At 62.7% G+C, this 6,606-nt stretch carries 7 protein-coding genes and 1 tRNA gene; 5 read left to right on the forward strand and 3 right to left on the reverse strand.

From position 1 onward, the window contains the following. Window positions 1-19 precede the first annotated feature (19 nt). Window positions 20-96, reverse strand: a tRNA-Arg gene (locus BBA01S_RS03045). 124 nt (window positions 97-220) lie between these two features. Continuing rightward, window positions 221-1,051 carry an undecaprenyl-diphosphate phosphatase gene (locus BBA01S_RS03050; RefSeq protein WP_027815138.1) on the reverse strand — a complete coding sequence of 277 codons (831 nt, stop codon included), beginning with the start codon at window positions 1,049-1,051 and terminating at the stop codon, window positions 221-223. Window positions 1,052-1,739: 688 nt separating this feature from the next. On the opposite strand from BBA01S_RS03050, the gene BBA01S_RS03060 reads away from it, so the two are divergent. The 4 genes from BBA01S_RS03060 (at window position 1,740) to BBA01S_RS03075 (ending at window position 5,917) form a co-directional block, all read left to right on the forward strand. Further along, window positions 1,740-2,651, forward strand: coding sequence for an aldose epimerase family protein (locus BBA01S_RS03060; protein WP_027815139.1), 912 nt, complete (start codon window positions 1,740-1,742; stop codon window positions 2,649-2,651). Between the two features lie 175 nt (window positions 2,652-2,826). Then, window positions 2,827-3,558, forward strand: a complete 732-nt coding sequence (locus BBA01S_RS03065; protein ID WP_027815140.1) for a peptidoglycan DD-metalloendopeptidase family protein — start codon at window positions 2,827-2,829, stop codon at window positions 3,556-3,558. A gap of 698 nt (window positions 3,559-4,256) precedes the next feature. Continuing rightward, a complete protein-coding gene (locus tag BBA01S_RS47780) occupies window positions 4,257-4,565 on the forward strand; it encodes a DUF2288 domain-containing protein (protein WP_027815141.1) in 309 nt (102 codons plus the stop codon). Between the two features lie 50 nt (window positions 4,566-4,615). Beyond that, a complete protein-coding gene (locus BBA01S_RS03075; RefSeq protein WP_174479156.1) occupies window positions 4,616-5,917 on the forward strand; it encodes an MATE family efflux transporter in 1,302 nt (433 codons plus the stop codon). 22 nt (window positions 5,918-5,939) lie between these two features. On the opposite strand, the gene BBA01S_RS47480 is transcribed toward BBA01S_RS03075, so the two are convergent. After that, the gene (locus tag BBA01S_RS47480) at window positions 5,940-6,110 is read right to left on the reverse strand and encodes a hypothetical protein (RefSeq protein ID WP_167335997.1); all 171 of its coding nucleotides are present in this window, start codon (window positions 6,108-6,110) and stop codon (window positions 5,940-5,942) included. A 142-nt stretch (window positions 6,111-6,252) separates the two neighbouring features. Here BBA01S_RS47480 and BBA01S_RS47485 point away from each other — a divergent pair, with 142 nt between their 5' ends. Continuing rightward, window positions 6,253-6,426, forward strand: a complete 174-nt coding sequence (locus BBA01S_RS47485) for a hypothetical protein (protein ID WP_167335998.1) — start codon at window positions 6,253-6,255, stop codon at window positions 6,424-6,426. Window positions 6,427-6,606 lie beyond the last annotated feature (180 nt).

Here is a 6,606-nt window from a genome sequence, read left to right on the forward strand (position 1 = left end):
AAATGCGGGCTTTTTTGTTTGGCGCGACAGGAGGGGCTCGAACCCCCGACCCTCGGCTTAGAAGGCCGATGCTCTATCCAGCTGAGCTACTGTCGCGTTGGAAAACTGCGTGTTGCAGGCTGCGAGACAGGCAATTCATGCCTCGTGGGCAACAACGGGCGTGGATTATACCGCGATCGTCCACGCGCCGTGGCCGCGCCCTACGCGACACTCACCTGAATCAAACCGGTTGCGGATGCATCACAAACCAGCCGAGGAAGATCGCGCCCGCGATCACGCAGTACAGACCGAACGACGCCAGACGGCCGCGGCCTTCGAAATAGCGCATCAGGAACTTCACGCTGAGCCACGCTGCAATGCCGGTCAGCACGCCACCGACAAGCGCCGTCGTGAGCTGGTCGCGCGCGTGGAACAGCTTCGGCAGCTCAAGCACGCCTGCGGCAAAAATGATCGGCGTACCGAGCAGGAACGAGAATTCAGCGGCCTTTTCCGTCGTGAGACCGGCGGCGTTGCCCGCGATCATCGTCAGGCCGCTGCGCGAGAAACCCGGAATCAGCGCGCCAATCTGCGCGAGGCCGACCAGGAACGCCTGACGGAACGTGAGCTTTTCGGGTGCACGATGCGCGCGCGCCTGTTGCAGGCGGTCGCCGAACCACAGCAGCACGCCGTTCACCATCAGCGCGGCGGCAACGATGCGCAGGTCGTGGAAGATCGCTTCGATGCGCTTTTCGAGCACGAGGCCGACGATGCCCGTCGGGATCGTGCCGATGATGAGCGCCCACATCATGTGGCCGTCGTCGTTCTTGCGTCCGCCGAGCGAGGCGAAAAAGCCGCTGATCAGCGCGACCCAGCGCGCGCGGAAATACCACAGCAGCGCGACGGCGGTGCCGAGGTGCAGCGCGACGAGGAACGGCAGCAGTTGCGGCGCATGCTTGTCGATATGCATGCCGAACAGCGCCGGCACGAGCAGCGTGTGGCCAAGACTACTGACCGGAAAGAGTTCTGTGACGCCTTGCAGGACGCTCAGAAACAGCAGGAACGAGAGACTCACGCGGGGGATCCTCGGAAGGGTTTAGACGGAACGCCGCACCATCGCGCGGACGGCGCGGCAAAGCGCCCCGATTATGCCTGGCCCGAATTGCAGCGCCAAGCTTCAAGCCGCATTTGTCGGAAAAGTTACCGCACCGCAACAAAATAAGGCTGCGCTAAGCGAGACGGGTGTACGTGTGCAAACGCAGCGGCAGGCAGTCGCAAGGCAGCGAAACGCCGATAGCCGCGCAAGGCGGCCCGATTTGCAAGCAGGTGGGATTCGTGCGGAAACCGGCCTGAAGGCCGGCGAAAGACTATCGAAAGAAGTAGGGCTAGTGACGCAGCCAGCGTGGCGCCGGCTGCGAAATCCGTGCGCGCCTAACGCGCCATTTTGTAAAAGAAGTACGCGCTGCTTCCGATGAACAGGCTGAACAGTCCCATTCCCATGGCCATTGCGAGATCCATCTTTGCGCCCTCCTTCTTGATGGCTACGTTGCTTCGTTGTTGCTACATATGGAAACGTGCGGTTACGCACGGTCACACATTTGAAACCGATTATGAGGGGATGGGATTCCGAGCAACACCCACGATTTCCCGACGAGGGTTTTCACGCATCCGAAAGCAGCGCACAATCGTTCGACGCCGCCGGGCCAGGCGTTACCGCCTCCCGCGCCTCTCCTTCCCTCTCAACCTTCTCGCGACGCAACGACATGGAAAACCGTCCCCCGCACGACATCCTTGAACTCATCAGCGGTGCTTCGACGCTGCGTTTCGCGCCGTGGGCCGGCGGTCGCCTGCTGTCCTGGCACGTCGATGGCGAACCCGTGATCCGTTGGCCCGGGAACGCGAACTGGGAGCAGCCCGCGCGCGTGCGAGGCGGCAATCCGCTGCTGTTTCCGTTTCTCGGACGCCATTTCGTCGATGGCCAGATTGGCCGCTGGCGCGATGCGCAGGGTGTCGCGCACGATCTGCCGACGCACGGTTTTGCCCGCGACCTGCCCTTCTCCGCCGAGGTCGATCCTGACGGTCGCGGCGTGCGCATGACGCTCACGGATTCGCCGGCCACGCGCGCGGGTTATCCGTATGCGTTCCGCTTCGAGGCCGTCTACCGTCTCGCCGACGATCACGCGCTCGACGTCACGCTCACGGCCACCAATACCGGCGACACGCCGCTGCCCTGGTACGCGGGCCATCACTTCTATTTCGAGCTGCCGCACGACCAGCGCGCGCAGAGCACGGTCGAGATGCCGCCCGCGTTGCGCCGCCACCAGTTGCCCGACGGTTCAATCAGCGCGCCCGAACAGGGCGAGACGCAATACCGAGTCGACGACGCGGGGATCATCGACCGTTTCCATGTGCTTCAGCCGACGCCGCCTGCGACGCCCGTTCGCTTCGTCACGCCCGGCCTCAAGCGCGCCGTGACGATCGACCTCGACCGTCGGGACTCGCTGCCTTGGTACGCCGTGACGACGTGGACGGAAGCGGCCGATTCCGACTTCTACTGCGTCGAGCCGTGGCTCGGCCTGCCCGATGCGATCCACAACGGCCTGGGCCTGCGCTGGCTCGCGCCAGGGGCAACTGAATCGGCCACGCTGCAACTGCGCGTCGAATCGCTCGGCTGACGGGCGGGCCTGACGAGCCTGCACGAGCGTCCGGTCGATGCGCCGGGCCGTGGCGGATCAGGCGATTCGTCGGTTGATAGCGCAAGTTCGGCTTCAAACCCGCTAAAATCGAACGCTTTGCCGTCGCGGCACGCTCCTCAGGCGCGTCGCCGGCAGCGTCTAGCGAGGTTCAACGTTGGGAAAGGAAAACATCCGGGGATTCAAACGTTTCGCATGTGCGGCGCTCGTCGCGCTGCTCACTGCATGCGGTTCGGCGCCGGTCGGCCCAGGCTTCTATCGCGTTGAACGCGGCGACACGCTCTACAAGATCGCGCGCAGCAACCGGCAGTCGGTGTCGAGCATCGTGCGCTGGAACAATCTGTCGAACCCGGATGCGATCGAAGTCGGCCAGGTGCTGCGCGTCTCGCCGCCTGCCGGTTCGTCGGCTGGCGCGCAGCGCACGGTGCCGCGTTCGTCTTCATCGGCTGCCGCTGCGGCCTCGACGCCGCGCGATAGCAGCGCCGACGCCGCAGCACCCGCCGTGTCGACCGCTGCCGCCGCGCCGATTTCGCTGGTCTGGCCGAGCAGCGGCCAGGTGATCCGCAACTTCGACGGCCGCGACTCGAAGGGCATTGACATCGTCAGCAGCGCGGGCACGCCTGTCGTTGCGGCAGCGCCCGGCACGGTCGTCTATGCAGGCAACGGCCTGCGCGGCTACGGCAATCTGCTCATCATCAAGCACGACAAGGACTACCTCACGGCCTACGCGCACAATCAGGCGCTCTTCGTGAAGGAAGGTCAGGCCGTCGCTCAAGGCCAGAAGATCGCTGAGATGGGCAGCAGCGACAACGACCGCGTCATGCTGCATTTCGAGCTGCGCTATCAGGGCCGCTCGATCGATCCGGCGCGCGACCTTCCGCCACGCTGATCGCCCTGGATCGAAGTGCGATTCGTCTACGCGGTGAATGCTCTTCGATCTCCGAAAGAAAAAAAGCCCGGCATGGCGCCGGGCTAACGGGGGTTTGGCGCATATCGGCAAAGGACCGGTTTACCATGCGCCGAATGGCAATCTATCAACGCCCCCCACACGGCGCAATCACTTAATTGAACGGAAAATGTGACGCGGCGCACGGTTTGTGAATCGTAACAATTCCCGATGCCGAATCGTCGTGCGGACATCGCCATATTCGCGCATAGAAATACGCATTGCAGCGCGCTTCGCGCAATCACTGGAAATCGTCGCAAACGCTTGATGGACGGGCTTTTGCCCATTCTTGAAAAGTGCCAGGAATCGGCTTGTGGGAGCGCTTTCTGTCGCATTGCATCAGGCCGTTTTGAGCGCTCGCGGGCAGTCTGTCATTTGGTGTGCAAACGCACGTATGAGCGCAATTAACAGCGCAAGTGGGATTTTTGAAACACTCGTATTGGCTTTGTCGACGGCGGTTTAATGCCTGTTTGACTGTCTTCTTTAAAGCGTTATTTGTCCGATTATTCGCATTTCATCACCCGTGCATTCGATCTTCCGACACGGTGAACGCGCTTGCGACGCACACGCCCTTCTCCTGGCGACGCGGCCCGGTGCGACGTATCGTTTATAGTATCGGCCGCACCTTCAGGCTCAGAATCATGACTACCGACGACGCTACCCCCAGTTCCCTCTACGCCAAGCTGCTCGGCGAAACCGCCAAGATCGACTGGCAGGATCTTGAACGATTCTTCGCGCAAGGCAAGCTGCTGTCCGTGGCGCGCGACCTCGATCTCGTGAGCGTCGCCGAAGCCATCGCCAGCGACGACGGTACGCAGGTCGCGCAATGGCTGTCCGCCGGTCATGTCGAGCGGATGCAGTCCGAAACTGCCGCCGACTACGCCGAGCGCAAGCCCGAACTCTGGGCCGTCGTGGTCTCGCCCTGGGTCTGCGTGCAGGAACGCAGTTGAGCGGCGCGCAGGCGCTGCCAACAAACGGTGGCTGGCATCGGCGCGTGCTGATGCTCGCGTTTCCCATCGTTCTCGCGAATCTCACACAACCGATTCTTGGCGCTGTCGATACGGCCGTCGCCGGGCACCTGGGCAGCGCTGCGGATCTTGGCGGCGTCGCGCTCGGCGGGCTCTTCTTTAACTTCGTGTTCTGGGGCTTCGGCTTCCTGCGCATGGGCACGACGGGGCTCGTGGCCCAGTCGCACGGTGCTGGCGATCTTGCGGCATTGCGCCTGAACGTCGTGCGCGCGATGCTGCTCGCGTTCGGTATCGGCGCGCTCATTCTGCTCGTGCAGGCGCCGCTGATTCGCTATGCGCTGGAGCTCATTGGCGGCAGCGACGAAGTGCAGCGCAATGCGCAGTCGTATTGTCATGCGCGCATCGGATCGGCTCCGTTTGCGCTGGCGAACTATGTCGTGCTCGGTTATCTGCTGGGTACGCAGCGCGTGCGCATTGCGCTCGCCGCACAGGTGCTGATCAATCTCGTCAACGTGATCGCCGTGCTCGCGTTCGTCTATGGTTTTGGCTGGGGCATCGCCGGGATCGGCGCTGCGACTGCAACCGCCGATACAGTGGGTTTTGTGTTCGGCGCAGCGGTATTGTGGCGGCTGCGTCCGCGTGGGCTCGCTCCGCTTGCGTGGCATTCGCTCACCGAAGCCGCTGCGCTCAAGCGCCTCGTGGTCATCAATCGCGACATCTTTCTGCGCACGATGTGCCTGCTCGGCTCGTTCGCGTGGTTTGCGCACGTGGGCGCGCGGCAAGGCGACGCTGTTCTCGCGGCCAACGCCCTGCTGCTCAATTTTCAGACCTTTATGGCCTATGGGCTCGATGGGTTCGCACATGCCGCGGAAGCGCTGGTCGGCGCGGCCATCGGCGCACGCGATCGTCATGCATTCCGGCAAGCGGTGAAGGTCAATCTGCTTTGGTCGGCGTTGGGCGCGCTCGGTTTTTCGCTGGTCTACTGGGCCGGCGGTGCATGGATCATCGACAAGTTGACCGACCAGCCCGCCGTACGTGCCGCGGCGCTCTCGTTCCTTCCTTGGGCGGCGCTCTCACCGCTCGTCTCCGTTTGGGGCTTCCTGCTCGACGGTGTCTTTATCGGCGCTACGCGCACGCGTGAGCTGATGCAGGCGATGGCCGTTTCCCTGGCGATCTTCCTCGTCGCCTCCTGGACGCTCGTGGGGCCGTTTGGTAACCACGGTCTTTGGGTCGCGCTGCTGATCTTCATGGCAGCACGCGGTCTCACGCTGATGCCGATGCTTGGGCGTGTCACCGGCACGATCACACCGCTGGAAGTGCAACAGGCGCCCTAAGGCGCCTGTTTTTTGCCCGACGTTATTGCGCCGGCTGCGGTGCGTCGATCATCGTGGGCGGACGGTCATCCGTCGGCACGCCGTGATAATCAGGCGGATCGTGAGGCGGAGGCCCATGATGCTTGTTCGTCGTATCGTTGGCGCAAGCGGAAAGCAATGCGGCCATCGCAATGGCCAGCCAGGCTCGTGACATCAGCACAAACTCCTTCAAGAAATGTTGCCGCGCAACAGTCTAGCGCCTGCCTGACCGATCTGGCGGCTTGCGCACACAGCTATTTTTTCCCGCGCATTGCTGTCCTAAGATAAGGAGATGGCTGCGAACCAAGGAGGCTGCCATGGATGCCGAAACTATCGCTGGACTGATCGGGCTCGCTGTCGGGCTGCTCGTGCTGCTGGGGCTATCGATTTTCGAATCGAAGGCCTATCGCCGGGAGCATAACGGCGAGGGCATGATGCACCACTGGCTGTCAGAGCATCACGTGCTGGATCGCGTACGCCGCAGGCATTGAGCTGGTTTTGCCTGAGAGCTGGCTTCACGGCTTTGTGGAGCAGCGGTTTGGGGGATTTGATCGGCTGATTTGATCAGCCGGGGGTTGCTTGTGTCGATGCGCTTAAAGCAAGTTCAGCTTTGAGCGCGTTTGCTTGAGCGTTTTTCGCACGCGTAAACGCCAGAACCCCGGTTCTCTTTT

Source organism: Paraburkholderia bannensis NBRC 103871, assembly GCF_000685015.1.
Classification (GTDB): Bacteria; Pseudomonadota; Gammaproteobacteria; order Burkholderiales; family Burkholderiaceae; genus Paraburkholderia; species Paraburkholderia bannensis.